Origin of the sequence: Tabrizicola sp. TH137 (genome assembly GCF_002855575.1) — a bacterium.
Classification (GTDB): domain Bacteria; phylum Pseudomonadota; class Alphaproteobacteria; order Rhodobacterales; family Rhodobacteraceae; genus Paragemmobacter.
The window spans coordinates 879,857-904,294 of record NZ_PKRQ01000002.1; the positions used below are offsets into that span (position 1 = coordinate 879,857).

Consider the following 24,438-nt stretch of genomic DNA (forward strand, 5'->3'; position numbering starts at 1 on the left):
GCAAACTGTGGCCACGCAGCGAACGGCGAAGGCGCAGCCGCGCAACGGGTTGAGACGATCCGTCAACTGGTATAATGAGTTGGCAAGTTGCGGCGGAGGGACCGATGCGCACCATCACGCTGGGGCCGGTCCGGCTTGCCCTTCTTGACGGCGATCTGAGGGCCATCCGTCTTGACGGGGTGGAGGTGCTGCGGCGCCTGTCCTATCCGGTGCGCGATCCGTATTGGGGGACCCATCCGACAGAGACCCTTGGCGAAATCCTGGAGGAAGGGCCGGACCGGTTCCTGTATGAGCACCGCTTTGCCGGGCGGGGCGTCGCCTTCACCGGCTGTTTCCGCGCCGAGGTCACGCTGCTGGACGGCGGGGCGCGGCTGTCTGCCGAAGTTGCACTGGATGCGCCGGCCGATCTGGCGGTGAACCGGGCGGGGTTCACCCTGCTGCACCCGCTGCGGGGCGTGTCGGGCGCGCCCTTGCGGGTGCGCCATGCCGATGGGCGGGAGGAGGAGACCGTCTGGCCCGCGCTGATTTCGCCCGGCCAGCCGGTCTTCGACATCGCGGGTCTGGCGCATGAGGTGGAGGGGGTGGCGGTCGAGATCGCGCTGCGGGGCGAGGTCTTCGAGATGGAGGATCAGCGCAACTGGTCGGATGCGAGTTTCAAGACCTATTGCCGCCCGCTGCGTCTGCCTCTGCCCTTCAGCCTTGGCCCTTCGGCCCCGGTGCGGCAGGCGGTGGAGATCACGATGCAGGGGCAGGCGCGGCGGGCAGCGGCGCGGGCCGCGCCGGCCCGCATCCCCCTGCCGCAGGTGATGGTGGCGGTGGAGCCGGGGCTGACCACCCTGCCCCACCATCCTGCCCTGCCCGATCTGCCGCGCAGCATCCGCCTGACACCGGAGGTGCCGGATGCCGTTCTGGCAGGCTTGGGCGGCGGCAGGGCGGATGCGCTGGAAATCATCCTGCCGGAGGGGGCCGATCCCGGATCAGTCCTGCCGGCGCTGGCCGCCCGTCTGGCGAGGGCGGGCCTGGCCCCGGCGCGGGTCATGGCCCTGCCGGCGCCCTATCTGAAAAGCCATCAGCCCGAGGGGCCCTGGCCGGAGGGACCGCGCCCGATGGAGCTGATCGCGCCCCTGCGCGCGGCCTTTCCGGGCGTGGCGCTGGGGGGCGGGATGCTGACCAATTTCACCGAATTCAACCGCTGCCGCCCCGACCCGACGGTGGTGGATTACGTCACCTGGGGCGGCACGGCCATCGTGCATGCCGCCGATGACCTGAGCGTGCTGGAAACGCTTGAGGCGCTGCCGGAAATCTTTGCCTCGGGCCGCGCCCTGGCCGGGGGCAAGCCGTTGCATCTGGGCCTCTTCAGCATCGGGATGCGATCAAACCCCTATGCGCCCGACTGCCTGCCCAATCCGGGGCGGGAACGGCTGGCCATGGTGCGGGACGATCCCCGGCAGGGAACGGGGTTCGATGCGGCCTTTGCGGTGGGGGTTCTGGCCGGGGCCGCGGTGGAGGGTGTGGCCTCGCTGGCGCTGGGGATGACGGACGGGCCTTTGGGGGCGCGCGGTGATCTGGCACGGGTGATGGCCTGGGCGGCCGCCCGGGCGGGCGAGGCGGTGGAGGTCGATCTTGGCCCGGTGGTGGCGATCAGGTCGGCCCGGGGCCGGCTGATCGCCAATGCGACGCTGGAGGCGCGGGAGACCCCTTTCGGCGGGGGTGTGCTGGCCCCGGCCAGCGTCGTGATTGAGGGCGAAGGATGAGCGGCCCTGCGGCCGCAGCCGTGACCGATCCGGGCGGTCAGCCGGCCTCTGGCCGACCTGACCGCCCTGACGGGAGGATGGACAGGAGGGATGGTGGATGGTGTTTCGCGGGGTGCTGATCGGCTGCGGCTTCTTTGCCCGCAACCACATGGCGGCTTGGGCCGAGATACCGGGGGTGGAGATCGTGGCGGTCTGCGACCGGGATGCCGCGAAGGCCCGCGCCTATGCGCGCGAGTTCGGCATCCCGCGCTGGGGGGTGGAGGCGGAGGCGCTGCTGGCCGAGGTCGCCCCGGATTTCGTGGATATCGCCACCACGGTCGGGTCGCATCGCGCCTTGGTGGAACTGGCGGCGCGACATGCGCGGCTGGTGATCTGTCAGAAACCCTTTGCCGAGACGATGGAAGATGCGAGCGCGATGGTGGCGGCCTGTGCGGCCACGGGCGCGATGCTGGCGGTGCATGAAAATTTCCGCTGGCAGCGGCCGATCCGCGAGGTGAAAGCCCTGCTGGAGGAAGGGGCCATCGGGGTGCCGCGCTGGCTGCGCCTGTCCTTCCGGCATGGCTATGACATCTATGCCAACCAGCCCTATCTGGCCGAGGTGCGCGATCTGGCGCTGACGGATATCGGGCTGCACCTCTTCGACATGGTGCGGCATCTGATGGGGGATGTGACGCGGCTGTCCTGCGAGGTGCAGCGGCGCAATCCGCGCGTGGCGGGGTTCGATGCCTTTCAGGCGCTGCTGCGGCACGGGTCGGGGGCGGTGAGTTCGGTGGAATGTTCCTTTCATTCGCAGCTTGCGCCGGACCCCTTTCCGCAAAGCCTGATGGTGGTGGAAGGGGATGGCGGGACGATCGAGCTGCTGGAGGGGTTCCGCCTGCGCCTGCATCGCGGCGGCGCGGTGGAGGAGCGGGGGGTGGAGCCGGATTGCCCCGCCTGGGGGGCGCGGCCCTGGCATCTGATCCAGGAGTCGGTTCTGGAATTCCAGCGGCAGGCGGTGGCGGCGCTGGAGGGGCGGGGCATGGTGGAGCCGTCGGGGGCGCATAACCTCGGGACGCTTGCCATGGTGCTGGCGGCGATCCGGGCGGCGGATGAGGGCGTGTTGGTGGCGCTTTAGCTTTAGCTTTAGCTTTAGCGCCAGCCGTCGCCGGTCTTTTCCCAGGCGACCGTGGCGTCGGGGTGGAAGCGGCCATCGGTGCCTGCCCGGTGATGGGCGATGGCTGCGCCCGTGGCGGTCAGGTCGATCAGGGTGAAGGCATTGCCGTCGCCCCGGATGCGGGTGGAGAGGCAGGTGCCCGCCTGACAGGCGAGGATGCCGGGGGCCTGACGCAGCGGCGCGACATGGGTGAAGTGGAGATGGCCGGAGAGCACCATCTCGACCCCTGCCTGTTGCAGCGTGGCGATGGTTTCGGCGGCCTGGTCGAGCGAGGGGGGTTCCCCTGCGGGCGGTTCGGGCGGGTGGTGGAGGGCGACAAGGCGGCGGCGAGGGCCTGCGACGGCGAAGCGGGCGGTGATGTGGTCAAGCTGCGCGCGGGTGAGGCGGCCGTCTTTCCAGACCCTCGGGTTGGCGGAGTTCAGGGCGAGGAGGAGGGTGGTGTCGGTCTGCCATTCCCCTTCCAGCGGCTGGGCAAGGCCGCGATGCCAGTCGCGCCAGGGGTTCGTCAGGCGGAGCGGCAGGTTCCAGAGCGGCGCGTCATGGTTGCCGGGGATGAGGAGTGTGGGCGCCGAGAGAGCGGCGACGAAGCGGGCGGCGGTGGCGTATTGCGCGGGACGCGCGCGCTGGGTGAGATCGCCGGAGATGAGGATGAGGTCGGGCTGGAGGGTGGCCAGATGGCGGGCGAGCGCATCGGGCAGGCCCGGCTGTTCGGTCCCGAAATGGGGATCGGAGAGATGGGCGATGCGGGTCATGCGCCGGTCTTGTCGGCTGCGTCGGGGATGATGATCGAGAGGGCGTCGTCGCGGATCTCGAAGGTCAGGGGGGCGAGCATGCGGCGTTTCTCGCCATCGAAGGCCACTTTCGGGCGGCGGCGGGGGGTGCGGATGGTGATCTTGCGGGCCGAGAAGAGTTCGACATCCGTGCCGGGGGCCAGGCGGCGGGTGGCGAGGTGGAGGGCGAGCTTGATGAGGTGCCAGCGGCTTTCGCGCAGCGCCACGAAGACGGCGAAGCGGTCGTCGGAGATGATGTCCTGCGCGGAAAGGCCGAAGCGGTCGAGCTGATAGGCGGAGCGGGCGATGAAGACGAGGGGGGTGCGGAGACTGCGGCTGCCGGTTTCGGTTTCGATGGTGAGGCGCGGGGCGCGCTGGGCGCGGATGAGGGTGGCGAGCACGGTCCAGTAGGCCAGCAGGCGGAAGCGGCCGTAGCGGGCATAGGCGGCCTCGCGTTCGGCGAGGATGCGGGGGTAGAGGCCGATGGAGACGTTGTTGAGGAAGACCTGACCATTGACCGCACCGACGGAGATGCGGTGCGGGTGGCCTGCAAGGATCGCGCGGGCGGCGGCGGCAGGGTCTTCGGGCAGGCCGAGGCCGCGAGAGACGAAGTTGAAGGTGCCAAGGGGCAGGATGCCGAGGCTGGCGTCACGGCCTGCGAGGGCATGGGCGATGGCGGTGACGGTGCCGTCGCCCCCGGCGGCGACGAGGGTCGTGTAGCCATCGGCGAGGGCCTGCTCCACGGCATGGTCGAAGGTTTCGCCATCGGTCAGGCGGCGGAGGGGGACATCGGGCCCGAAGACGGCCATGGCGGCGGTGAGCGCCGAGCCATCCCGGCTGGCAAGACCCGCGCCGGGATTGGCAAGGACGCAGATCGTGTCGGGGTTGACGGGCATGGGTGGGAGATAGGGAAGATGGGCGGGGATGGAAAGGGGGCATCGGGTGCCCGGCTTGGGCAGGGCGGCCCCTCGGTCGTGGCCGGGGTGGGCCCCGGCCTATGGGGGGGGGCGACAGGAGGGCGGGTGTGAGGTTGCAGGCGGTGTGGCGGGGTGAACCCTGCCCTCCGCCCAAGCGGGGATCGGTTGGCGCAGTCCTGTAGGGCGGGGGTCTACCCGCCCCGCGATGGCAGGACAGCAATTGCGGACGGTTCGAACCTCAGCCCTTCGCCAAGGTCTCGAAGAGACGCGCCACGCCTTCGGCGCCGGGGTCGTTGAAGCCGGCGAGCTTGTCGGCGGTGAGGTAGGAGGCGCGGCCTGCCTTGGCGCGTGTCATCCCTGCGGTGGCATCGGCCCCGGCACGGGCGGCGGTGGCGGCGGCGGATATGCCCTGCGGCAGGGCGGCCAGCGCCGGGGCCAGCGCGTCGATCATCGTGCGGTGGCCGGGAGCGGCGCCCCCCACCTGCATCACCCGGTCAAGCCCCGCCGAGAGCGCGCCGATCCAGTCGCGCCCGCTGGCCGAGGCATCGCCTGCTGCTGCAAAGAAGATCGCCAGCAGCACGCCGGAGGAGCCACCCATCGTCTGCGACAGTTCCACCCCGATGGCGCGGTAAAGCTGCGTCGCATCGGCAAGCGGCAGCCGGTCCAGCGCCGATTGCAGGGCGCGGGCGGCCCCGGCGAGGGTTGACCCGGTGTCACCATCGCCCGATTTCGCATCCAGCGCGTTCAGATCCTTTTCGCAGGCGATAAGCGCGGCGCAGCAGCGGTCCAGCAGCGCGCGATGGCCGGGATGGGCCGAAGGGACGGGCTGGATGGGTGCCAGACCATCGGGCAAGGGACGCAGCGCCACGGGGGCGAGTGTCGAGAGGCCCGGCCATGCGGGCGGGGCAACGGGGGCGGCGAGATGCGCGACCTCTTCGGCCGTGACGGGGAGGAGGGAGACGGAAAAGCCGTGCATGTCGAGCGAGGTCATCAGCGGTGCCGGGCCGATCAGCCATTTGACCCGGTCGCCCAAGGGAGAGCGGGCGAGTTCCTCGGCCAGAACCGACATCTCCAAAGGTGTGGTGGCGCCGAGATTGTTCAGGAGGGCGGCATGGTCCCCTGCCCCGACATGCGGAAGAAGGCGGTCCACCACCATCGCCATCGCGGCGCGGGCACCGGAGAAATCGACCTGCTCCACCCCCGCCTCGCCATGGATGCCGAGGCCAAGCTCGGCCTTGCCCTTGCCGATGCGGTCTTCCTTGGGCGATCCGGGGACAGTGCAGGTATCCAGCGACATGCCGATGGAGATGGCCCCGTCGATGATGCGATGGGCGGCGGCGGTGATCGCGTCGAGATCGGCCCCGGCCTCGGCCATCGCGCCTGCGATCTTGTGCACGAAAAGGGTTCCGGCCACGCCACGCGCCTGCGGCAGATCGGGCAGCGCCACGTCGTCATCGACGATGACCATGGAGACCTTCAACCCGAAGGCGCGGGCGCGTTCGGCGGCGAGGCCGAAATTCAGCCGGTCGCCGGTGTAGTTCTTGACGATCAGGAGGCAGCCTGCCTTGCCCGTGACGGCCAGTATCCCCGCCAGCACGGCATCAACGGAGGGCGAGGCGAAGACATCGCCGCAAACCGCCGCCGTCAGCATCCCCTGCCCCACAAAGCCCGCATGGCTGGGCTCATGCCCCGATCCGCCGCCCGAGACGAGCGCGACCTTGGACCGATCCCAATCGGCGCGGATGGCGACCTTGATATGCGGATAGCCGTCGAGACGCGCGAGGCGGCCGTTGGAGGCGCGGATCAGGCCATCCAGCGCCTCGGTGACCAGCGTTTCCTTGCTGTTCATGAACTGCTTCATCGCGGGCTCCTTCCGTCAGATGCGGTTGCCGCTGGCATCGAACCAGAGCGGGGTTTCGGGGCGGATCGCCACGGCATCGCCGGGGGCGAGGGTGGTGTGGGGATCGGCCAGCGTGACGATCTCATGCGTCCCCATCGTCAGATGGAGGCGGGTCTGGTCGCCCAGATGTTCCACCCGCCGGACGGTGGCGGGCTGGCCTTCGCCGAGGATGACATGTTCGGGCCTGAGGCCGATCTGGGCCGCGCCGGGTTTGGCCGCCCCGAAGGCATCGGCGGGGAGGAGGTTGATGCGGGGCTGGCCCAGGCGGCTGGCGACATAGGTGGAGACGGGGTTTTCATAGATCTCGCGCGGGGTGCCGAATTGCACGAGTTTCCCCTGATCGAGGACGCCGACATGGGAGGCCATGGTCATCGCCTCGATCTGGTCATGGGTGACATAGAGGAAGGTTGCGCCGAGTTCGGCATGGATGCGTTTGAGTTCGATCCGCAGGTCGGCGCGGAGTTTGGCGTCGAGCGAGGAGAGGGGTTCATCCATCAGGTAGATGCGCGGGCTGCGGACGAGGGCGCGACCGATGGAGACGCGCTGCATCTCGCCCCCCGAAAGCTGGGTCGCCTTGTTGTCGAGCTTGTGGGAGATGCGGAGGACTTCGGCCACTTCGCCGATCTTGCGGGCGATGTCGGGTTCCGGCCAGTTGAGGACGGGCGAGCGGAGGGGGAAGGCGAGGTTCTCGCGCACCGTCAGGTGAGGGTAGAGCGAGTATTGCTGGAAGACCATCGCCACGTCGCGTTGGGCGGGCGTGTCGGAAAGGACGGAACGGCCGTCGATGCTTATGTCGCCCTTGTCGGGGCGGTCGAGGCCCGCGATGAGGCGGAGCGTGGTGGTCTTGCCCGCGCCGGTGGGGCCGAGAAGGACGACGAAGGAGCCATCGGCGATGGTCATCGTCATGTCGGACAGCGCGCGGGTGGCGCCGAAGGATTTGGTCAGGCCGGAGAGTTGGACGTCAGCCATGATGCACCCCCGCATTGGCGGCCGTGCGGAAGGCGCGGCCCGTGGCGGCATCGAAGAGCGAGAGGCTGCGCGCCGTGAAGGAGAGGCCGACGGTTTCGCCCGTGCGGGCGACATGGCCGGAGGGGATGCGCGCCTTGACCATCCCATGGGGGGTGGAGAGCGTCACGATCTGGGTGGTGCCGAGGTATTCCGACGCCTCGACCCTTGCGCGATAGGGGCTGTCATCGGTGAGGGTGACATGTTCGGGGCGCACGCCGAGGACGAGGGGGCGCGGCGCGGCCTCGGCCTGCAATTCGGGCGTGGCGATGGGGATGCCGTCGAGCGAGACGGAGGTGTCGCCCGCGCGGAAGGACCCTTCGAAGCGCAGGAAGTTCATCGCGGGGCTGCCGATGAAATCGGCGACGAAGAGCGTGGCGGGGTGGTCGTAGATATCCTGCGGCGTGCCGAACTGTTCCACCACGCCGTGGTTCATCACGACGATCTTGTCGCCCATCTGCATCGCCTCCAGCTGGTCATGGGTGACATAGACGGTGGTGGCCCCCATCCGGTCATGCAGGGCGCGAAGCTCTTCGGCCATCAATTCGCGGAATTCGGCGTCGAGCGCGCCGAGGGGTTCGTCCATCATGAAGGCCTTGGGGCGGCGGACGATGGCGCGGCCCAGGGCCACGCGCTGGCGGTCGCCGCCGGACAGGCCCCCTACCCCTTTGTCGAGGAGATGTTCGATGCGCAGGATGCGGGCGACCTCTTCCACGCGCCGCTTCACCTCGTCCTTCGCGACGCCCTGGCTGACCAGCGGATAGGCGATGTTCTTCCTCACATTCAGATGCGGGTAGAGGGCGAACATCTGGAAGACCATGGCGATGTCGCGCTGCGAGGCGGGTTTCTGGCTGACATCTTCGCCGTCGATCAGGATCTGGCCGGAGGTGGGGAGTTCGAGGCCGGCGATCATGCGCAGCGTCGTGGTCTTGCCGCAGCCGGAGGGGCCGAGCAGCATGAAGAATTCGCCATCGGCGATGGTGAAGGAGGATTGCTGGACGGCGGTGAAGGCGCCGAATTCCTTGCGCAGGTTGCGGATGACGATCTCAGCCAAGGGGAAGCTCCTGTCCGGCGCGGATGAGGCTGCCGTTGGGGTCGATGAGGGCCAGTTCGCGCATGCCCCAGGGTTTGTCTTCGGCGCGCATCAGGCGGGGGATGCCCGTGGCGGGCAGGCCGAGGGCGGACCATTCGGCATCGAGCGCATTGACGTCCACGGGGCGGAGATAGGCGCCGTGGTCGTTCTGCGCGGGGTTGAGCGCGGGGTGGTGGAAGAAATGCACCTCGGCCCCGTCGCGTTTCATCAGGAGGTATTCGTCGTCCTTGTACTCCGTCTCAAATGCGAGGCGGGACCAGAAGCCTTCGGTCGCGGCGATGTCGCGGGCGGGCAGGATGGGGGAGAGCTTTTCCAGCATCGGGCCTAGTCCGGGAAATGCGAGACGATGATGAACATCACGGTCCCGGTCAGGGTGACGAGGAAGCTCCATGTGAACAGCGCCAGCGCGAAGGGCTGCATCAGCATGAAGACGCCCAGGCCGATCAGGATGGTGGCGAGCATCTCCCAGGGGCGGCGGCGCAGGCGGAGGAGGCCGGTGAGGAAGGATATCATTTGCGGACCGCTCCGAAGGTGATGCCGCGCAGGAGGTGTTTGCGCAGAAGGATGGTGAAGATCATCACGGGCAGCAGGAAGATCGTGGCCCCGGCGGCAACGGCGGGCCAGTCCTGCCCGCCCACGCCGATGATCGTGGGGATGAAGGGCGGCGCGGTCTGGGCGGTGCCGGAGGTGAGGAGCACCGCGAAGGCGTATTCGTTCCAGGCGAAGATCAGGCAGAAGATCGCGGTGGAGGCGATGCCGGTGGCGGCCTGCGGCAGGACGACTTTGCGAAAGGCCTGAAAGCGGGTGTAGCCGTCGATCAGCGCGGCCTCTTCGTATTCGCGGGGAATTTCGTCGATGAACCCCTTCAGCAGCCAGACGGCAAGGCTGATGTTCACCGCCGTATAGAGCAGGATCATGCCCAGATGCGTGTCGGAAAGCCCCAGTTCGCGATACATGAGGAAGATGGGGATGGCGACGGCGATGGGGGGCATCATCCGGGTGGAGAGGATGAAGAAGAGGAGATCATCCTTCAGCGGCACCTTGAAGCGCGAGAAGGCATAGGCCGCCAGCGTGCCGAGGAAGATCGACAGGAAGGTGGAGCCGAAGCCGATGATGACGGAGTTGAGGAAGCGTTCGCCAAAGCGGCTTGGCCCCGCGATGACCATGCCCTGATCGCGGACAATCTCGTCATACCAGGTATCGGGCGGGGGAAGGTTCTGGAATTCCTCCGCCGCGACGCGGGTGCGGGTGGTGAAGAGGTTCACATAGCCTTCGAGCGAGGGTTCGAACACGATCTTGGGCGGGTAGCTGATGGAATCCGGGCCGGATTTGAAGCCGGTGGAGATGATCCAGAGCAGCGGCATCAGGGTGATGACCGCGTAGAGCGTCACAAGCAGGCCCGCGACGAGCTTTGACCGGCCGGTGGGTTCGGTGACGGAATAGGCGCTCATCTTTCCTTAACCTTGTTCAGGGCCTTCACGTAGATGGAGGCAAGGCCGAAGACCGTGACGAAGAGGATGATCGCATAGGCCGAGGAATAGCCGGTGCGCCATTTCTCGAAGGCCTCACGCTTCAGGTCGATGGAGGCGAGCAGGGTTTCGTTGCCGGGGCCGCCGCCGGTGAGGAGGACCACCATGTCGAACATCTTGAAATTCTCGATCCCCCGGAAGAGGACGGCGAGCATCAGGAAGGGCAGCACCATGGGCACCGTGATCGTCCAGAACTGCCGCCATTTGGAGGCGCGGTCGATCTCTGCCGCCTCGTAGATGTAATCGGGGATGGAGCGCAGCCCCGCGAGGCAGATGAGCATGACGAAGGGCGTCCACATCCATGTGTCCACGATGATGATGGACCAGGGCGCATAGCCGCCGGGGCCGAGCATGGAGAAGGACGAGGCGGGGATGCCCGAGACCAGTTCCACCACATAGTTCACGAGACCGATCTGCGGCTGGTAGAGGAAGGTCCAGAAATTGCCCACCACGGCGGGCGAGAGCATCATGGGCAGCACGATGAGCGTCGTGAGCAGGTCATTGCCCTTGAACTTGCGGTTGATGAGCCAGGCGAGGGTGAAGCCGATGACCACCTGGAAGAACAGCGTCCAGAGCAGGAAATGGGCCGTGGTCTGCATATTGGCCCAGATGCCGTCATCGGTGAGGATGCGTTCGTAATTGCGCAGGCCGACCCATTCCACCTCGCGGTTGGGGCGGTTGGCGGCGTAATTGGTGAAGGAGAGCCGGATCGTCCAGATCAGCGGGAAGATGTTGATCGCCAGCAGAAGAAAGATGGTGGGCGCAACGAAGAGCCAGGCGATAGCGCGGTCGGACAGGCCGCGGATGCGGCGGGCGACGGGCGCGGGCGTGGCGCGGGCGGCGGCGGTGATCGGGTCGGTCATGGCAAGGTCCCAGTGGGGGGTGACGGGGCGAAGGCCCCCTCACCCTGCCCCCTCCCCTTGCAGGGAGGGGGTGGCGATGCGTTCGGATGAGGCCCCGCCCCCGCCTTGTGGCGGGCGCGGGAACCGGGATCGGATCAGAGCTTGCCTTCGTCTTCGAAGACTTCGGTCCAATCCGCGATCAGGCCGTCCAGCGCCTCTTGCGCGGTGCCCTGATCGGCGACGACGAAGTTGTGGAGCCGTTCCTGCATGGCCAGCAGAAGCTGGGCATAGGCCGGTTCCTGCCAGAAGTCCTGCACCCCGCCCATCGCCTGAAGGAAGTCACCGGCGAAGGGCGCGGTGTTGACGAAGTTCGGGTCTTCCAGCACGGCCTTGTGGCAGGAATAGCCACCCATCGACCACCATTTCTTCTGCACGTCGGGGTTGGCGAACCATTTCACATAGGCCAGCGCGCCATCCATGTTGTCGGTATTGGCGACGACCGAGATGCCCTGACCGCCCAGCGTGGAGGCCGCGACATTCTGCGCCGGGTTCACGAAGAAGTCGATCTTGTCGCCCCCGGTATTGGGATCGGCATAGAGGCCGGGGAAGAAGGCGAACCAGTTCATCGCCATCGCCACCTGACCGGATTTGAAGGCGTCGAGCGACTGTTCCATATAGGCGTTGTCATAGCCCGGAGGCGTGCCGGTCTTGTAGAGTTCCTTGTAGAATTCCAGCGCCTCGACCGCCTCGGGCGAGTTCACGGCACCTTGCATGTCATAGCTGCCGGGGGTGTTTTCATACTTGAAACCCCAGGCGTAAAGCGCGCCGGTGGCCCCCATGGTGATGCCTTCGGAGCCACGTTCGGTGAAGATCGAGGCACCATAGACCGTCTTGCCGTCGATTTCGCGGCCCTGGAAGAACTGGGCGATTTCGAGCAGTTCCTTCTGGGTCTGCGGTTCGGCGAGGTCGCGGCCGTATTTTTCCTTGAACTCGGCCTGAATCTCGGGACGGGCGAACCAGTCCTTGCGGTAGAACCAGCCGTTGGCATCGCCCATCGCCGGCAGGGCGTAGTAGTTGGGCGTGCCCTTGGGCCAGGTGGAATAGGCATAGACGGTGGCGGGGGCGAAGTCGTCCATGCTGATGCCTTCGGCATCGAAGAAGTCGTTCATCTTCACATACCAGCCATTCTCGGCGGCGCCGCCGATCCACTGGCTATCGCCGATCAGGAGATCGCAAAGCTGGCCGCCGGAGTTCAGCTCGTTCAGCATGCGGTCAGCGAAATTCGGCCACGGCACGAATTCGAAGTTCATCTTGATGCCCGACTGGGCCTCGAAATCCTTGGAAAGCTCCACCAGCGCGTTGGCGGGGTCCCAGGCGGCCCAGCAGAGGGTGAGTTCCCCGCCCTGAGCCTGCGCCATGGTCGCAGCCGACAGCGCGGCCGCCGATACGGCGGCCATAAGTCTGATCTTCATCTTCTCTTCCTCCCGGTTCAGTCGAATGACGTCAGCGTCGCGTCTTCTTGTCCGCGTTCTCTCCGCGTGCCCGTTCGGGCGGACCCCGCCCCCGGACCTTCTGCATCCTGACGATAGGCGGGGTGGGCGAGTCTGTCCACTGATTTTTGAGGTACGTTCCTCATTTCTTGAGGGCGGAGGGATAGGCGGGGGACGGAAGAGACCAAACCCTTGATTTCACGGAGTGAACCCGCTCAGGCGAGGCGGTCGGAGCAGCCTTCGGCCGGCTCGGGGGGCAGGTTTTCGCGGATCACCACTTCGATGCGCAGCCGTTCCTGGCCTTCGTCGATGGGTTGGCGGTCTGCCTTGGCGCGCAGCACGCGCAGGGCCGATCGGGCCAGATGTCCGGGGTTCTGGGCGATCACGGCATCGAGGTGGCCCGCCAGAAGGGCCGCGCGGGTATGGGGGGTGAGTTCGTGGCCGATGACCACGAAACGGCCCAGAAGGCCACGGTCGCGCAAAAGCGCGGCCAGCGCGCGATGGCCGGAGCCGAGAAGGTAGATGCCCACGATATCGGGCGTGGCGGCGAGCCTGTCGCCCGCGAGGCGATGCAGCAGATCGGGGGCGCCGTGGGTTTCCAGCGTGGGCAGCACGTCGAGGCCGGGAAAGCCGGTCTGGATCACCTCGTCAAAGCCGCGGCGGCGTTCGATGCTGTCGCGCAGGAGCATGGAATCGGCCAGCACGAGGACGCGGCCCGTCAGGCCCCGGCAGAAGCGGCCCATCAGGACGCCCGCCGTGCGGCCCGCAGCATGGCTGTCGATGCCGACGAAATGATCGCGCGCGGTGTTGGGCAGATCGGAGGCGAGGGCCACGACGGGGATGCCGCGGGCATGGAGCGCCTTGACTGCATCGCGCACCACGGGGGTTTCGGGGGCCATCAGGGCCACGCCGGCCACCTCTTCCGGGTCGAGCGCGGCGAGTTCGGCGGCCAGCACGTGCATGTCTTCGGGCGGATAGCGCAGAAGGCGCATTTCGGTGCGGGCGGCGGCGGCGAGGGTCGCGGCCTCGTCCAGCGCGGCGGCGAGGGTGGTGACAAACTGGCTGTCGCTGGCGGGCAGCAGCACGACCATGCGGTAGGAGCGGCTGCGCGCCAGATTGGCGGCGGCGAGATCGCGGACATAGCCGAGCCGGGCGATGGCATCGTTGACGGCAGAGATGGTCTTTTCCCGCACGCCGGGGCGCGCGTTCAGCACGCGGTCCACCGTGGCGAGGCTGACCCCCGCTTCGCGTGCGATATCGTTCACCGTCGGTCTGGTCATGCCCGCTTTCCGTGCCCTGCCCTGCGGCGGGGTTCGTTCTTTATCCGGTGCCGGATGAGGTACGTCAATCAATCCCTGCGGGAGGCGGTTTCGGGATGAAAAAAGGCCCGATCACCCTGCTGAAAGGTGACCGGGCCTGGAGTGTGTCGGCACGCTGTCAGGCGTGAGCGCGGGAAGCGCCGTGTCCGACGAGGCAGACGATGCTTTCGATTCCGGTAGAGGAGATGGGCTTCGGCAGGAAGCCGTTCATCCCCGCGTCAAAACAGCTACGGCGCGACTCGTCGTCGATATGCCGCGTGAGGGCGACGATGGGAACCGTGGCGCCGCGGCGCGAGCCGCCGCGCAGGGCACGGGTGGCGGTGAGGCCATCCATGCCGGGCATTTCCAGATCCATCAGGATGAGCCCGATGTCGGCGGTGGCTGCAAAGGTCTGGATGGCGGCTTCGCCATCCTCGGCTTCCAGCACTTCGTAGCCGCGGGCCTCGATCAGGACGCGGGCGACGAGGCGATTGATCGCGTCGTCATCCACGACCAGGATCTTGGGCCGATCCGAGGCGGCAGGGCGATAAGCTGTCACGTCGATATCCTGTTGCGTTTGCATCGGGTCCGGTCTGATCCGGGTGAAAGGGTTAGGCGATCACGGAAGCCCCCTCCAAGAACATGTCACCGCAACCGCCATGTGCATGAACCTGCGGACGTTTTCCGAGTCGGGCAAGCGGGGGTAAGGCCGGATTCGGGCAGTTTGGGCCGTCTTTGCTAACTGCGTTTATCGTCCGTAAACTTTGGTTTATGCCCTGTTTCGGGCTTCTGCGAGCCCCTCGCAGAGGGTTGATTTCCACATCGGAACCAGTGCCACCGCAGGGCGCGGATTGCCGCCGATCTGGTGAACAATCCGCGATTCCCGCTTGGCGGGCCGATTTCGGGGCGAGTCAGGCCGGATCAGCCCGCGACCGGCGCCCAGATCACATCGTCGATGCGCGGCGCGGCCGTGGCCAGCATCACCAGCCGGTCGAAACCCAGCGCGATGCCCGAAGCCGGGGGCATCAGGGCCAGGGCCTGGAGAAACTCTTCGTCCAGCGGATAGCGTTCGCCATAGAGGCGCTGCTTTTCATCCATCTCGATGCGGAAGCGGCGGCGCTGTTCATCCGGATTGGTGAGTTCACCGAAGCCGTTGGCGAGTTCCACGCCGCAGGCATAGACCTCGAATCGTTCCGCCTCGCGCGGGTCATCGGCGCAGGTTCGGGCCAGCGCCGCCTCGGCGGCAGGGTAGCGGTCGAGGACCGTGATCCGGTCGAGACCGAGATGGGGTTCCACCCGCGCCACGAGCACCTTGGAGAGGAGGTCCGACCATGTGTCGTCGGGCGAGACCTGCATCCCCTGCCCCGCCATCTGCGCGGCCAGCGCGGCGCGATCGGTGCTGCCGTCGGGGCGGATCGTGGCGAGGAGGTCGAGGCCCGCGTGGCGGGCGAAGGCCTCGGCCACCGAAAGCCGCTCCCACGGGGCGAAGGGATCGCAGGTCCGGTCGCGGAAGCGCAGGAGGGGCGCGCCGGTGGCCCCTGCGGCGAGGCGGAGGAAGGTAACTGTGTCATCCATCAGGACGGTGTAATCCTCGCCCGCGCGATACCATTCGAGCATGGTGAATTCCGGGCTGTGCAGGGGCCCCCGCTCGCGGTTGCGCCAGACATGAGAGAAGGAGGCGATGCGGGTTTCGCCCGCCGCGAGCAGTTTCTTCATCGCGAATTCGGGCGAGGTGTGCAGATACATCCGCCGCGCCGTGCCGTCATGCGACAGGGCATCGGTGGCGAAGGCGTGCAGATGCGCCTCGTTCCCCGGGCTGATCTGGAGCGCGGCGGGATCGACCTCGGTGAATCCTTCGGCGGCGAACCAGCCGCGCAGGGCGTGCTGGATCCGGTTGCGGGCGAGCAGGAGGGGGCGGCGGTCCTGATGGCGGTCGGGGTGCCACCAGGGCGTCGGGGCGGCGGCGGCATCGGGAGTTTCGGGGCGCGAGGTCACGGGAGATGCCGCTTTCGGTTTGAGATTTGGCGAAAGATGCGCTAGGTGCAGCGCCAATCGCCCGCCGGATTAAGCGGGCCCATCCGAAACCGCAAGGAAAAGACCCGTGAAAGTCATCGCCTCTTCCCTCCGCAAGGGCAATGTCGTCGATATGGACGGCCGGCTTTATGTCGTCCTCAAGGCCGAGAACTTCCATCCCGGCAAGGGCACGCCCACGACGAGCGTGGACATGCGCCGCATCTCGGACGGGGTGAAGGTCGCGGAACGCTGGCGCACCACCGAGATGGTGGAAAAGGCCACGGTGGACGAACGCGAATACGATTTCCTTTACGAGGACAGCGAGGGGTTCCATTTCATGGAGCCGAACACCTATGAGCAGGTGATCGCCGCGCATGACATGGTGGGGGATGACAAGGTCTTTCTGACCGACGGGATGAAGGTCTATCTCCAGACCTTCGAGGGCGTGCCGATCGCCATGACGCTGCCGCAGAAGGTGGTGGTGGAGATCACCGAGACCGAGCCGGTGGTGAAGGGGCAGACGGCATCGTCTTCCTACAAGCCGGCGATGGCGTCGAACGGGCTGCGCGTGATGGTGCCGCCGCATATCGGGGCGGGGACGCGGATCGTGATCAACACGGCCGACCTGACCTATGTGGAACGCGCGAAGGATTGATCCTGTCCTGAAGGATTGCGGAAAGGGGCGCCTCGGGGCGCCCCTTTTGCGTTTCGGCGGCTTTCCGCAGAGTCGGGCGGGTCGGGGCGCGCGGGTTTCCGCCACGCTGCGGCGCGGCATGACGCTGCGGAAGGAAATTTCGCTGCACGCGCGAGAAGGCGCGCATGGAAGAATGTCTTCCGGCAGGACGCCGCTCAGAGGGAAAGCGTTCCGGTTCTCCGCCAAATTTCAGAACCAGAAACAATGCGTGATGACGTAAGATACAGGGGAATCGACTCGGAGGAGCGCTGCCCATGCCCAAGACCTTGCCGATGCCGCGCCCCGGCATGTCCCGCCCGTCGAAGGCGGCCCCCGTCGGTGCCATCGCCCTGTTCCTGATCGTCTATCTGGCCCTGCTCGGCGTGCTGTTTGCGCCGGAGGGCTTCTTCCTCTCTGCCTCGGTTCCGGTGGTGGCGGCGGAGTGACCGAAGCGCGGCCTTCGGCGCGGGCCGGGGCCGGATGCAGCATGCAGGCCACGCCCGAACGCCGTGATGGCGCGGAAGGGTCGCGCAGCCTTGTCGCCCTGCCTGCCCTGATCTAATCAGGGGCAGGCAGACGAAGGCAGAGCATGCGCATCCTGATCACCAATGACGACGGCATCAACGCCCCGGGGCTTGAGGTGCTGACCGAGATCGCCACGGCCCTTGCGGGACCGGAGGGCGAGGTCTGGACGGTGGCCCCCGCCTTCGAACAGTCGGGGGTGGGGCATTGCATAAGCTATACGCATCCCACGATGATCGCGAAGCTGGGCCCGCGCCGCTATGCCGCCGAGGGCAGCCCGGCGGATTGCGTGCTGGCGGGGATTTACGACGTGTTGCAGGGGGCGCGGCCCGATCTGGTGCTTTCGGGGGTGAACCGGGGGAATAATGCCGCCGAAAACGTGCTGTATTCCGGCACGATCGGTGGCGCGATGGAGGCGGCGTTGCAGGGCATCCCGTCCATCGCCCTGTCGCAGTTCTTTGGCCCCGAGATGGACGGGCTGGCCGATCCTTTCGAGGCGGCGCGGCAGCACGGGCTTTCGGTGGTGAAGGCGCTGCTGGAGCGGGGGATCTGGACGCAGGATGATTACCGCGTCTTCTACAACGTGAACTTCCCGCCTTTGCCTGCGGCACGGGTGAGGGGCGTGAAAGTGGCGGCGCAGGGGTTCCGGCGCGACACGGCCTTCAGCGCGGAGGCGCAGATCTCGCCCACCGGGCGGCGCTATCTGTGGATCAAGGGCGGGCCGCAGCAAACGCCCACCCTGCCCGGCACGGATGCGGCGGTGAACCTTGACGGCTATGTCTCGGTGACGCCGATGCGGGCGGACCTGACGGCGCATGACCTTCTGGCGGAGCTGGAGGCGCGGCTGGCATGACGGGGGGTGCGGACTTCGACGAGGACGGGTCCGCCGCCGAACGCAAGATGCGGTTTCTCTATGCCCTGCGGTCACGCGGCGTGACCGATCAGCGCGTGCTGTCGGCGATGGAGGCCATCGACCGGGGCCTCTTCGTGCGCGGCCTCTTCGCCGAACGCGCCTATGAGGACATGCCGCTGCCCATCGCCTGCGGCCAGACCATCAGCCAGCCCAGCATCGTGGGGATCATGACGCAGGCCCTTGCCGTTCAGCCGCGCGACAAGGTGCTGGAGGTGGGCACGGGGTCGGGCTATCAGGCCGCGATCCTGAGCCACCTCGCGCGGCGCGTCTATACGGTCGACCGGCATCGGCGGCTGGTGCGCGAGGCGGAAGGCATCTTCCGCGCGCTGGACCTGACCAACATCACGGCGATTGCGGGGGATGGCAGTTTCGGGCTGCCCGATCAGGCTCCCTTTGATCGCATCATCGTTACGGCCGCCGCCGAGGACCCCCCCGGCCCCCTATTGGCGCAATTGAAAACCGGGGGTATCATGGTATTGCCCGTCGGGCAGTCGGATGCGGTGCAGAGCCTGATCAAGGTCACGCGCACCGAGACGGGCTTTGACTATGACGAGCTTCGGCAGGTGCGCTTTGTGCCGCTGGTCGAGGGACTGGGAACGGACTGAAGAGAACGGTTCCGGGACAGCAACCCGGACAGGCAGAGAGGCTAGGCAGAGCATGACATCGGCATCCCATCGGCTGCGCGCCATAGGACTGACCACCGCGCTTGTGGCGCTTTCGGCCTGCACCGGCGGGCAGACCGGCATGCTGAACGATCTGGACTGGGATTTCCGGGGCGGTGGCAACACGCTGGACACCACTGCGGCGGCGCAGCAGGCGACCGCCGCGCGGCCAAGCCCCGATGCGAACGGGGTGATCAGCTATCCGGGCTATCAGGTCGCCGTGGCGCGGCGCGGCGATACCGTGGGCAGCGTGGCGGCACGGGTCGGGCTGAACCCGGCGGAACTGGCGGGATATAACGCGATCCAGCCCAACGCGCCGCTGCGCGAGGGCGAGGTGCTGGCCCTGCCCCGGCGTGTGGCGGCTGCGGGCAGCGGCGGCGGTGCGGGCGGCGTGATCGGCGGCGGCACGGTGGCGGCGGCCCCGATCGCCACGGGCGGGGCGGTCAGCGTGACCTCCATCGCCACCACGGCACTGGACCGGGTGCAGAGCAGCCCGACCGCAGCCGCGGCCCCAGCGGCGACGGCGCCGAATGACAGCGCGTTGGGGGCGATGGCCCCGACGCGGCATCAGGTGAAGCGCGGCGAGACGGCCTTCTCAATCGCGCGGAGCTATAATGTATCGGCCAGGGCGCTTGCGGATTGGAACGGGCTCGGCCCCGATCTTGCGGTGCGCGAAGGGCAATATCTGATGATCCCCACGCCTTCGGGCGCACCGCCGGAACGGCCAGTGGAAGTGGTGACGGCCCCCGGGCAGGGATCACCCACACCGCCGCCGCCTTCTGCGGCCAAGCCCCTGCCGGAGGAAGAGACGAAGCCCGCCGCGCAGGCGGCGCAGGATCGCCCCGCCTCGCCCGATCTGGGGCAGCAGCGGACGGCGGCCTCGGCCGCGCAATTCGCCATGCCGGTGGCGGGGAACATCATCCGGGGCTATCAGCCGCCGCGCAACGAGGGCATCGACATTGCCGCGCCGGCCGGGACGCCGGTGAAGGCGGCGGCGGCAGGCACCGTGGCGGCGATCACGCAGGATACGGCACAGACCCCGATCATCGTGATCCGGCATGAAGGCGGGTTGCTGACGGTCTATGCCGGGGTGGCCGGGACGACCGTGAAGAAGGGCGACCGCGTGACCAAGGGGCAGACCATTGCCAATGTGCGGTCGGGCAACCCGTCCTTCCTGCATTTCGAGGTGCGGCGTGGCGCGGCCAGCACGGACCCGATGCCTTTCCTCAAGTAACCCGTATCTGCTTTCCCTGTCTGCCCGAGAAAGGCATCCCCATGGCAAAGACCGCTGCCAAGACCGCTGCGAAAGGCGCAGCCCCCGCAGCCAAGGCAGGCAAGGCGAAGCCGGCCGCCAAGGACGTTGCGACGGCGCCCGTGACGGCGGCATCCAAGCTGCCCGTGAAGCCTGCGGGAAAGGCAGCGAAGGCGCCATCGGCGCAGGTCATGGCGGCGGTGGCCGAGGTGGCCGCCTCGCTTCCTGCCATCGAAATCGTGGCGCGGACGCATGGGATCGAGGTGCCGGCCAGCCCGCATCTGGGCCCGAACATGCGCAAGGCGATCGAGGAAGGCCGCTATGAGGCGCGGGAAATCCGCGCCGGGCTGGCGCGCATCCCCAAGGGTGCGCGCATCCTGGAACTTGGGGCGGGGGCGGGAATCGTGGGCGCGGTTCTGGCGCGCAACCTTGCCCCGGCTGCCCTGCTGTCGGTCGAGGCCAATCCGACACTGATCGAGTCGATCCGTGCGCTGCACGCGCATAACGGGCTGGACGGGGTGATCTCGGTCCGGAATTGCGTGGTCCTGTCGGCCCCCGATGCGCCCGAGAGCGTGGAGTTCTTCCTGCGGGGGAATTTCCTCGGGTCCTCGCTGACGCCGCTCAAGATAGAGAAGGCGAAGCCCGTCACGGTGCCGGTGCTGCGCTATGCCGATCTGGCGGCGGAGTTTCCGCATGATGCGATCATGATGGATATCGAAGGGGGCGAGTTGGAATTCCTGCGCCATGCCGACCTGTCGGCGGTGAAGGTGGTGGTGGGGGAATTCCACCGCGAGATCTATGGCCGCCCCGGCATGCAGGAATGCCGCCGCCTGCTGCGGGCGCAGGGTTTCGAGATGGATGAAGAGGAATCGCGCAACGGGGTCTGGGCCTGGGTCCGGCCCTGACGATCCGGGCGCGGATCAGCCAAGGCGGCTGATCAGGACCTTGTCGATGCGGCGATCGTCGAAGTCCACCACTTCGAAGCGCCAGCCTTCGGCGGCCATGCCCTCGCCCAGGCCGGGCATCCGGCCGAAGAGGTTCAGCACTAGCCCCGCCACCGTTTCGTAATCCCCCGCCAGATCGCGCGGCAGACCGATCCGGTCGAGGAATTCGTCGGCGGGCATCCAGCCCGAGACGAGCAGGCTGCCATCCTCGCGTTCTATCAGGGCGGGTTCCTCGGCGGTCTGGCTGGCGACGGTGCCGGTGATGGCCTCGAGGATGTCGCCCGAGGTGATGATGCCCTCGAAATGCCCGTATTCGTCATAGACAAGCGCAAGGTGATGGGCGGAGCCCTGCAAAATCTCCATCACATCCAGCGCATCTGTCATGTCGGACACGACCGGCACCTCGCGCAGGAGGCGCGCGGGGTCGAGTGACTGTTTGCGCGACAGGGCGTCGAAGGCGTCGGAGAGCAGGATGATGCCCAGCACCTCGCCCGTTTCGGGGTTCTGGACGGGCATGCGGGGGCGGTTGATGCGGCGGATGGCGGCGACGGTTTCGGCAGGGGTGGCTGTGATGTCGAGCATCTGCACCTCGTGCCGCGGGGTCATCAGGGCGCGGGCGGAGCGGTCGGCGAGGCGCATGACGCCTGCCAGCATCTCGCGTTCTTCCTGTTCGATGATGCCTTCCTGATGCGCTTCGGTCAGCAGGCTGTGCACCTCTTCCTCGGTCACCTTGGCACCGCCGTCGCCACGCGCGCCGATCAGCCAGAGCAGCGCCTTGCCGGAACGGTCGAGGAACCAGACGATGGGGGCCGCGATGATGGAGAGGAGGCGCATCGCGGGGGCGACGCGGATCGCCACCGCCTCGGGGTTTCTGAGGGCAAGTTGCTTTGGCACCAGTTCGCCCACGATGAGCGAGAGATAGGTCAGCGCGATGACCACACCGCCGACGCCGAGGGTGGTGGCAAGTTCCGGGTCCATCCCCCGCCCCGTGAGCCAGCCCGTCAGCCGCGCGCCCAAGGTGGCACCCGAGAAGGCGCCCGACAGGACGCCGACCATGGTGATCCCGATCTGCACGGTGGACAGGAAGCGACCGGGATCTTCGGCCAGGCGCAGGGCGGTGGCGGCCCCGCGCGACTTGCCTTCCAGCGGTTTCAGACGGGCCGGACGGGCCGAAACGATGGCGAGTTCGGACATGGCCAGAACGCCGTTTAGGACGATGAGGCCGAGAACGATGAGAATTTCGGTGAGCATCTTGCCCTTGGGACCAACCAGAAGTTGCGCAGATAAGGCATCAAGGCCCCGCTTCGCAAGGGGCTTTGATCGGGATCAGCCGATCCGCACCCCTTCGCGCGCGGCGAGGTCGCAGAAGAACTGCCAGGCAACGCGGCCGGAGCGGGAGCCGCGCGTGGCTTGCCATTCCACCGCCTCGGCCCGGAGGCGATCTTCGGGGACCCTCACGCCATAGGACGCGCAGTAACCGCGGATCATGTCGAGATAGTCATCCTGCGAACAGGGATGGAAGCCGAGCCAGAGGCCGAAGCGATCGGAGAGCGAGACCTTTTCCTCTACCGCCTCGGACGGGGTGATGGCGGTGGAGCGTTCGTTTTCGATCATGTCGCGGGGCATCAGGTGGCGGCGGTTCGAGGTGGCGTAGAAGAGCACATTCTCGGGTCGCCCTTCGATGCCACCGTCCAGCACGGCCTTGAGGCTTTTGTAATGCTGGTCGTCATGGCTGAAGGAGAGGTCGTCGCAGAAGAGGACGAAGCGCAGATGGGGCGCCGCGCGCAGATGCGCCAGCAGGCGGGTGACGGAGGGAAGGTCCTCGCGGCTGAGTTCGACGATCTTCAGATCATGCCCCTCGGCCCGGATGGCGGCATGGACGGATTTGACAAGCGAGGATTTCCCCATCCCCCGCGCGCCCCAGAGAAGGGCGTTGTTGGCGGGCAGTCCTTGCGCGAAATGGCGGGTGTTTTCCAGGAGCGTGTCGCGCGCGCGGTTCACGCCGACCAAGAGCGACAGGTCCACGCGGGAGACGCGCGCCACGGGTTCCAGCCGGTCGGGCGTGGTGTGCCAGACGAAGGCCTCGGCCGCGAAATCGGGGGCGGGCATGGGGGCGGGGGCCATCCGCTCCAGCGCGGCGGCGATGCGGGTCAGGGCATCCTCGGTCATGCCTTGGTGCTGTCCTCGTCTTCCTCTTCGTCGATCCATGTGCCATCCGCCCGCATCTGCGCCTCGCGCTGCTTTTCAATGCGGCGGATCAGCAGGATGGAGACTTCATAGAGCGGGTAGATCGCGCTGAAGAGGATAAGTTGCGACATGACGTCGGGTGGCGTCACGAGTGCTGCGACGACGAGGATCAACACGATCGCATAGCGCCGCATCCCGGCCAGGCCGCGCGAGGTGATCAGCCCGGCCTTGCCCATCAGGGTCAGGAGGACGGGAAGCTGGAAGCAGATGCCGAAGGCCATGACGAAGCTTGTGGTCAGCGACAGGTACTGTTCCATCGAGCCCTGGAAGACGATGCCCGCCGGGGCATCCTCGCCCACGGTGCCGGTTGTCGGGTCGCCGCCGAAATTCTGCTGGAAGTTCAGGAAGAAATCGAAGGCGATGGGCAGCACGATGTAATAGGCGAAGGCCGCGCCTGCGATGAACATGGCCGGCGAGGCGAGGATGAAGGGCAGGAAGGCCTGCTTTTCCGACCGGTAGAGCCCAGGCGCAACGAAGCGCCACATCTGATAGGCGATCACCGGAAAGGCCAGGGCGAAGCCGCCGAGGACCGAGATGCGGACAGCGACGAAGAAGCCTTCCTGAAGCTTGATCAGGACAAGCCCGCAATCCTGCTGGCGGTCGGCCAACGCTTCGCAGATCGGATGCGTGAGGAAGTTGAAGATCGGGTTCCAGACGGTGAAGCAGATCACCATCGCCACCACGAAGGCGCCGAGAGAATAGAGGATGCGCGTCCTGAGTTCCGCCAGATGCTCGATCAGGGGGGCAGAGCTGTCTTCGATATCGTCCGGGCGGGCGTTCATTCGGTCTTGTCCTGGGCCTTGGCCGCGCGTTTGGCAGGGGCCTTGGGCTTTGCGGCGGCGGTCTCGGGCTTGGTGGCGCTGGCGGGCGCAGCCTGCGGTTCGGCATCCACCGCGCGCAGCTTTTCGGCAGCGTCACGGGCGATGGCGGCCTTCTTGGCCTGTTTTTCGGCAAGTGCCTGTGTCGCAGGGCCGCGCGGGGCGGCTGGAGCTGCCACAGCCGGAGGCACGGCTTCGGTCGCAGCGGCGGGGGCGGCAGCGGCTGCGGACGGCGCAGACGCGGCCGCAACCATGGCCGGTGTCGGCGGCATCGGAGGCGGGGTCGGAATGCGGGTCGGGGCCGGGCTCGTGGGCTTGGCCGCGTTTTTCAGCGGGTCCCATTTCTCAAACTTGTCGGCGGCGGATTTCACCGCCTCCAGCCCCATGGCCTTGGGCGAGGTGGCGGTCTTGATGTCCTTCAGGTCCTTGGCGACATCGTCAACGCCCGAGTCGCGGGCGGCCTGTTCCATCGCCCGCGAAAAGTCCCGCGCCATGGACCGGGCCTTGGCGGTGAAGCGGCCGAGGGTCCGGAACATTTCGGGCAGGTCCTTGGGACCGATGACGATCAGCGCCACCACCCCGATGACCAGCAGTTCGGCCCAGCCGAAATCCATCGCCTCACCCCTTTCCGTTCAAATGCGCG

The 24,438-nt window shown here is 67.3% G+C and carries 25 protein-coding genes; 8 read left to right on the top strand and 17 right to left on the bottom strand.

Annotated features, from left to right (window positions below; all coding sequences use genetic code 11):
- The first annotated feature begins 104 nt into the window (after positions 1–104).
- Positions 105–1,754 (top strand): hypothetical protein, encoded by a 1,650-nt coding sequence (locus C0V75_RS09675; protein ID WP_101920655.1) that lies wholly within the window; start codon positions 105–107, stop codon positions 1,752–1,754.
- A gap of 97 nt (positions 1,755–1,851) precedes the next feature.
- Positions 1,852–2,868: a Gfo/Idh/MocA family protein gene (locus tag C0V75_RS09680; protein WP_101920656.1), complete on the top strand. Its 1,017-nt coding sequence runs from the start codon at positions 1,852–1,854 to the stop codon at positions 2,866–2,868.
- 14 nt (positions 2,869–2,882) lie between these two features.
- On the opposite strand, the gene C0V75_RS09685 is transcribed toward C0V75_RS09680, so the two are convergent.
- From C0V75_RS09685 to epmA, 13 genes are all read right to left on the bottom strand, one after another.
- Complete coding sequence (locus C0V75_RS09685; protein WP_101920657.1) at positions 2,883–3,659, bottom strand: metallophosphoesterase; 777 nt, start codon at positions 3,657–3,659, stop codon at positions 2,883–2,885.
- The gene (locus tag C0V75_RS09690) at positions 3,656–4,573 is read right to left on the bottom strand and encodes a diacylglycerol kinase family protein (protein ID WP_101920658.1); all 918 of its coding nucleotides are present in this window, start codon (positions 4,571–4,573) and stop codon (positions 3,656–3,658) included. Before C0V75_RS09690 ends, C0V75_RS09685 begins: the two co-directional genes overlap by 4 nt.
- 259 nt (positions 4,574–4,832) lie before the next feature.
- Complete coding sequence (locus C0V75_RS09695; RefSeq protein ID WP_101920659.1) at positions 4,833–6,455, bottom strand: dihydroxyacetone kinase subunit DhaK; 1,623 nt, start codon at positions 6,453–6,455, stop codon at positions 4,833–4,835.
- 15 nt (positions 6,456–6,470) lie between these two features.
- Positions 6,471–7,463 carry an ABC transporter ATP-binding protein gene (locus C0V75_RS09700; protein ID WP_101920660.1) on the bottom strand — a complete coding sequence of 331 codons (993 nt, stop codon included), beginning with the start codon at positions 7,461–7,463 and terminating at the stop codon, positions 6,471–6,473.
- Positions 7,456–8,553, bottom strand: a complete 1,098-nt coding sequence (locus C0V75_RS09705; protein ID WP_101920661.1) for an ABC transporter ATP-binding protein — start codon at positions 8,551–8,553, stop codon at positions 7,456–7,458. Before C0V75_RS09705 ends, C0V75_RS09700 begins: the two co-directional genes overlap by 8 nt.
- The gene (locus tag C0V75_RS09710) at positions 8,546–8,911 is read right to left on the bottom strand and encodes a VOC family protein (protein ID WP_101920662.1); all 366 of its coding nucleotides are present in this window, start codon (positions 8,909–8,911) and stop codon (positions 8,546–8,548) included. Before C0V75_RS09710 ends, C0V75_RS09705 begins: the two co-directional genes overlap by 8 nt.
- A gap of 5 nt (positions 8,912–8,916) precedes the next feature.
- Positions 8,917–9,105 (bottom strand): hypothetical protein, encoded by a 189-nt coding sequence (locus C0V75_RS09715; protein ID WP_101920663.1) that lies wholly within the window; start codon positions 9,103–9,105, stop codon positions 8,917–8,919.
- The gene (locus C0V75_RS09720; RefSeq protein WP_101920664.1) at positions 9,102–10,043 is read right to left on the bottom strand and encodes a carbohydrate ABC transporter permease; all 942 of its coding nucleotides are present in this window, start codon (positions 10,041–10,043) and stop codon (positions 9,102–9,104) included. Before C0V75_RS09720 ends, C0V75_RS09715 begins: the two co-directional genes overlap by 4 nt.
- Positions 10,040–10,984 carry a carbohydrate ABC transporter permease gene (locus tag C0V75_RS09725; protein ID WP_101920665.1) on the bottom strand — a complete coding sequence of 315 codons (945 nt, stop codon included), beginning with the start codon at positions 10,982–10,984 and terminating at the stop codon, positions 10,040–10,042. Before C0V75_RS09725 ends, C0V75_RS09720 begins: the two co-directional genes overlap by 4 nt.
- A gap of 134 nt (positions 10,985–11,118) precedes the next feature.
- On the bottom strand, positions 11,119–12,435 hold the full coding sequence (locus C0V75_RS09730; RefSeq protein WP_101920666.1) for an ABC transporter substrate-binding protein: 1,317 nt from the start codon (positions 12,433–12,435) through the stop codon (positions 11,119–11,121).
- A 233-nt stretch (positions 12,436–12,668) separates the two neighbouring features.
- Positions 12,669–13,733, bottom strand: coding sequence for a LacI family DNA-binding transcriptional regulator (locus C0V75_RS09735; RefSeq protein WP_101920667.1), 1,065 nt, complete (start codon positions 13,731–13,733; stop codon positions 12,669–12,671).
- A gap of 157 nt (positions 13,734–13,890) precedes the next feature.
- Complete coding sequence (locus C0V75_RS09740) at positions 13,891–14,310, bottom strand: response regulator (RefSeq protein WP_158241818.1); 420 nt, start codon at positions 14,308–14,310, stop codon at positions 13,891–13,893.
- Positions 14,311–14,672: 362 nt separating this feature from the next.
- Positions 14,673–15,746, bottom strand: coding sequence for an EF-P lysine aminoacylase EpmA (gene epmA / locus C0V75_RS09745; RefSeq protein ID WP_101920669.1), 1,074 nt, complete (start codon positions 15,744–15,746; stop codon positions 14,673–14,675).
- A gap of 106 nt (positions 15,747–15,852) precedes the next feature.
- On the opposite strand from epmA, the gene efp reads away from it, so the two are divergent.
- From efp to C0V75_RS09775, 6 genes are all read left to right on the top strand, one after another.
- Positions 15,853–16,419 carry an elongation factor P gene (gene efp / locus C0V75_RS09750; protein ID WP_101920670.1) on the top strand — a complete coding sequence of 189 codons (567 nt, stop codon included), beginning with the start codon at positions 15,853–15,855 and terminating at the stop codon, positions 16,417–16,419.
- A 293-nt stretch (positions 16,420–16,712) separates the two neighbouring features.
- Positions 16,713–16,883, top strand: coding sequence for a hypothetical protein (locus C0V75_RS22950; RefSeq protein WP_158241819.1), 171 nt, complete (start codon positions 16,713–16,715; stop codon positions 16,881–16,883).
- 143 nt (positions 16,884–17,026) lie between these two features.
- Positions 17,027–17,812, top strand: a complete 786-nt coding sequence (gene surE / locus C0V75_RS09755) for a 5'/3'-nucleotidase SurE (RefSeq protein ID WP_101920671.1) — start codon at positions 17,027–17,029, stop codon at positions 17,810–17,812.
- Positions 17,809–18,477, top strand: coding sequence for a protein-L-isoaspartate(D-aspartate) O-methyltransferase (locus C0V75_RS09760; protein WP_101920672.1), 669 nt, complete (start codon positions 17,809–17,811; stop codon positions 18,475–18,477). The genes surE and C0V75_RS09760 overlap by 4 nt, the downstream gene beginning before the upstream one ends.
- A 52-nt stretch (positions 18,478–18,529) precedes the next feature.
- Positions 18,530–19,768, top strand: a complete 1,239-nt coding sequence (locus C0V75_RS09765) for a peptidoglycan DD-metalloendopeptidase family protein (RefSeq protein WP_101920673.1) — start codon at positions 18,530–18,532, stop codon at positions 19,766–19,768.
- Between the two features lie 41 nt (positions 19,769–19,809).
- Entirely contained in the window at positions 19,810–20,691 is an 882-nt protein-coding gene (locus C0V75_RS09775) for an FkbM family methyltransferase (protein ID WP_158241820.1), read from the top strand.
- A gap of 15 nt (positions 20,692–20,706) precedes the next feature.
- Here the strand turns inward: C0V75_RS09775 and C0V75_RS09780 are convergent, their stop codons facing one another.
- From C0V75_RS09780 to tatB, 4 genes are all read right to left on the bottom strand, one after another.
- On the bottom strand, positions 20,707–21,981 hold the full coding sequence (locus C0V75_RS09780; protein WP_101920676.1) for a hemolysin family protein: 1,275 nt from the start codon (positions 21,979–21,981) through the stop codon (positions 20,707–20,709).
- 75 nt (positions 21,982–22,056) lie between these two features.
- The gene (locus tag C0V75_RS09785) at positions 22,057–22,899 is read right to left on the bottom strand and encodes an ATP-binding protein (protein ID WP_101920677.1); all 843 of its coding nucleotides are present in this window, start codon (positions 22,897–22,899) and stop codon (positions 22,057–22,059) included.
- Positions 22,896–23,759 (bottom strand): twin-arginine translocase subunit TatC, encoded by an 864-nt coding sequence (tatC, locus tag C0V75_RS09790; protein ID WP_101920678.1) that lies wholly within the window; start codon positions 23,757–23,759, stop codon positions 22,896–22,898. Before tatC ends, C0V75_RS09785 begins: the two co-directional genes overlap by 4 nt.
- The gene (gene tatB, locus C0V75_RS09795; RefSeq protein WP_101920679.1) at positions 23,756–24,409 is read right to left on the bottom strand and encodes a Sec-independent protein translocase protein TatB; all 654 of its coding nucleotides are present in this window, start codon (positions 24,407–24,409) and stop codon (positions 23,756–23,758) included. The genes tatC and tatB overlap by 4 nt, the downstream gene beginning before the upstream one ends.
- Between the last annotated feature and the right edge of the window lie 29 nt (positions 24,410–24,438).

Coding starts and splice junctions, on each gene's coding strand:
- C0V75_RS09720 (WP_101920664.1), bottom strand. CDS start 10,043: ATGAGCGCCTATTCCGTCACCGAACCCACCGGCCGGTCAAAGCTCGTC.
- tatB (WP_101920679.1), bottom strand. CDS start 24,409: ATGGATTTCGGCTGGGCCGAACTGCTGGTCATCGGGGTGGTGGCGCTG.
- C0V75_RS09785 (WP_101920677.1), bottom strand. CDS start 22,899: ATGACCGAGGATGCCCTGACCCGCATCGCCGCCGCGCTGGAGCGGATG.
- surE (WP_101920671.1), top strand. CDS start 17,027: ATGCGCATCCTGATCACCAATGACGACGGCATCAACGCCCCGGGGCTT.
- C0V75_RS09765 (WP_101920673.1), top strand. CDS start 18,530: ATGACATCGGCATCCCATCGGCTGCGCGCCATAGGACTGACCACCGCG.
- C0V75_RS09725 (WP_101920665.1), bottom strand. CDS start 10,984: ATGACCGACCCGATCACCGCCGCCGCCCGCGCCACGCCCGCGCCCGTC.
- tatC (WP_101920678.1), bottom strand. CDS start 23,759: ATGAACGCCCGCCCGGACGATATCGAAGACAGCTCTGCCCCCCTGATC.
- C0V75_RS09775 (WP_158241820.1), top strand. CDS start 19,810: ATGGCAAAGACCGCTGCCAAGACCGCTGCGAAAGGCGCAGCCCCCGCA.
- C0V75_RS09680 (WP_101920656.1), top strand. CDS start 1,852: ATGGTGTTTCGCGGGGTGCTGATCGGCTGCGGCTTCTTTGCCCGCAAC.
- C0V75_RS09685 (WP_101920657.1), bottom strand. CDS start 3,659: ATGACCCGCATCGCCCATCTCTCCGATCCCCATTTCGGGACCGAACAG.
- C0V75_RS09735 (WP_101920667.1), bottom strand. CDS start 13,733: ATGACCAGACCGACGGTGAACGATATCGCACGCGAAGCGGGGGTCAGC.
- C0V75_RS09710 (WP_101920662.1), bottom strand. CDS start 8,911: ATGCTGGAAAAGCTCTCCCCCATCCTGCCCGCCCGCGACATCGCCGCG.
- C0V75_RS09700 (WP_101920660.1), bottom strand. CDS start 7,463: ATGGCTGACGTCCAACTCTCCGGCCTGACCAAATCCTTCGGCGCCACC.
- C0V75_RS09730 (WP_101920666.1), bottom strand. CDS start 12,435: ATGAAGATCAGACTTATGGCCGCCGTATCGGCGGCCGCGCTGTCGGCT.
- C0V75_RS22950 (WP_158241819.1), top strand. CDS start 16,713: ATGCCCAAGACCTTGCCGATGCCGCGCCCCGGCATGTCCCGCCCGTCG.
- C0V75_RS09695 (WP_101920659.1), bottom strand. CDS start 6,455: ATGAAGCAGTTCATGAACAGCAAGGAAACGCTGGTCACCGAGGCGCTG.
- C0V75_RS09715 (WP_101920663.1), bottom strand. CDS start 9,105: ATGATATCCTTCCTCACCGGCCTCCTCCGCCTGCGCCGCCGCCCCTGG.
- C0V75_RS09690 (WP_101920658.1), bottom strand. CDS start 4,573: ATGCCCGTCAACCCCGACACGATCTGCGTCCTTGCCAATCCCGGCGCG.
- C0V75_RS09760 (WP_101920672.1), top strand. CDS start 17,809: ATGACGGGGGGTGCGGACTTCGACGAGGACGGGTCCGCCGCCGAACGC.
- C0V75_RS09675 (WP_101920655.1), top strand. CDS start 105: ATGCGCACCATCACGCTGGGGCCGGTCCGGCTTGCCCTTCTTGACGGC.
- C0V75_RS09780 (WP_101920676.1), bottom strand. CDS start 21,981: ATGCTCACCGAAATTCTCATCGTTCTCGGCCTCATCGTCCTAAACGGC.